The sequence below is a fragment of the Actinomyces sp. HMSC075C01 genome (assembly GCF_001812965.1).
Lineage (GTDB): Bacteria > Actinomycetota > Actinomycetes > Actinomycetales > Actinomycetaceae > Actinomyces > Actinomyces acetigenes.
This window is the reverse complement of record NZ_KV810950.1, coordinates 1-1950: the sequence shown is the minus strand read 5'-3', so window position 1 is coordinate 1950 and position 1950 is coordinate 1. Positions and strand designations below refer to the sequence as shown.

The window sequence follows — 1950 nt, the reverse complement described above, 5'->3', positions numbered from 1 at the left end:
GCTGCCTCGACGTGGACGAACATCGCCACCAAGCCGAGCTCGTGCGCCAGCGACCTGGATACGGTGTACTCCAGTCGTCTCGCCGGTCAGGAGTCCCTGGCGGTGGCGACCTTCAAGACCCTGCAAGCCGGCTCCGCCTCCCACCTGCGCATGACCAGCGAGCTGGCTGGCGCGATTTCGGGTGGGCTGACGGTGGCCTCGATGATCGTGCGCATGGTGCACGACATGGTCCGCGACGCGATCTCAGACGTCATCGGCAAGCTCGCCTCCAAGGTCGCCATCGGGGTTCTCACCGCGGGCCTGGCCGCCCCCTGGGCAGTGAGCACAGCCGTCACTGAAGTCTCCTCCTGGGTGACCCGCCTGTCCAAGGAGGTAGCCGACACCGTCCTGTCAGCCAGGAACCTCAAAGACCTGCTAACCAAGGCGAACCGCCTGTTCGACGACGTAGGTCAGAAGTTTGCCGGTATGGTGGCTATGGCTCTGGGGTACGGCTCCAAGCACGCCGACAACGCAGCTAAGGGGGCTAAGCACGCCGACGACGCAGCCGACGCCGCCAAGGGGGCTGACGGTGCCGTTCCATCTGGCAAGGGTGGCGGTGGCGGAGGGACCCCACCAGGCAAGGGCGGCGGAGGTGGCGGAGGGACTCCACCAGGCAAAGGCGGTGGCGGAGGGACCCCACCAGGCAAGGGAGGAGGAGACGATCCCGTCAAGAAATCCCAGGAAGCCTTCGACAGAGCGAAAGAAGCAAAGGAACGCCTACCCGACAAACGAAAGTTTGACAGCAAGACCGCTTCATCTGACCGCGTAAAGACTCTCAGCGGATGGAGCGAGGACCGCCCACCCGGCTTCCAAGAACCCAATATTGAGGACGTACTAGCCAAACAAGAAGAGATCGGGCACGATGTGAAAAAAGCAGGAGCGAACGACCATGGCATTGACGGACAATACTACGCATCACACGCAGAGAGACAATTGTCTTTGACTGCCAAAGAGCCGCAAATCGGAGTCTCAAAAGCAATGTGTCCCGACTGCCAAGGGTATTTTGCTAAGTTAGCACAACACGAGGGTCGCGACTGGCACGTGACCGACCCTGACGGAACATGGACATTCCGAGCCGACGGCACCGTGACTGGCCCTACGGCTTCTTAATCAAGAAGGAACTTTAAGAGGAGGAAATCTACAGTGATCAACATGAACGCCGTAAATCAGGAAATTATGACAGCCCACGCCGAGCTGGACTCAAAGGATAACACCAAAGGAATTCTATCTCTGGATACTCGCACTCGCATTTGGAATGCAATGCTGGACCCAGAGAACGCCGAAAAATCATACCGACATCGAATCGAATTGAAAATTCGGTGTGTCCGACACGTCCAACACTACTGGGACCGAGCCTTTCCTGACGACAAGAGAGTCGAAGAAATACTTTCGTTGGCTCAAAGATTAGTAGAGCGTCAAGTAGACACAGAGGAGGCCGAACGTCGTAGCGATCGTTTCCTCATAGATGTGTATGACAGGGTTGAAGATTACAACTCCATAACGCAGCCCGCTGTATTTGTCGCCGACGGCGCTGCCCATGCGGTCAGTTCCGCAACGCATCGAAACCCTGAATATGATGTATCCGACGACACGTTAGACGACGATGAGTTGCTGCCGGACTCACTCGAGACCAGTTATACGTGCGCGAGCGCAGCCGCCGGGGCTTTGAACTGGCAGCCAGTGGAGGAGACTGACGTGGATGCACGTCGAGCGTTCTGGCTGTGGTACCTCAATGAGGCCATCCCAGCAGTCCTGGCTGACTGAGCGCTGAAAGAGGGGTCACGCGATCCGCCCAGCCAGCTGGCACCTCACCGACCAACCCACCAACGGTGGGGGTCGAATCCTTCCGACTCGGCCCCCACCGTCTCACACTCACACGCGGTGGCTGCGGCTGCCTCGACGTGGACGAAC

The 1950-nt window shown here is 58.7% G+C and carries 1 protein-coding gene and 1 pseudogene; both read left to right on the top strand.

Annotation, left to right across the window (positions count from 1 at the left end):
* A pseudogene (locus HMPREF2883_RS14990) lies at nucleotides 1–1149 on the top strand (hypothetical protein); the annotation flags it as partial.
* A gap of 42 nt (nucleotides 1150–1191) precedes the next feature.
* The gene (locus tag HMPREF2883_RS13855) at nucleotides 1192–1803 is read left to right on the top strand and encodes an Imm5 family immunity protein (protein WP_075371287.1); all 612 of its coding nucleotides are present in this window, start codon (nucleotides 1192–1194) and stop codon (nucleotides 1801–1803) included.
* The last annotated feature ends 147 nt before the right edge of the window (nucleotides 1804–1950 follow it).

Bases quoted from the DNA above. Each gene is read 5' to 3' on its own strand.
- HMPREF2883_RS13855 (WP_075371287.1), top strand. From the start codon at position 1,192: ATGAACGCCGTAAATCAGGAAATTATGACAGCCCACGCCGAGCTGGAC.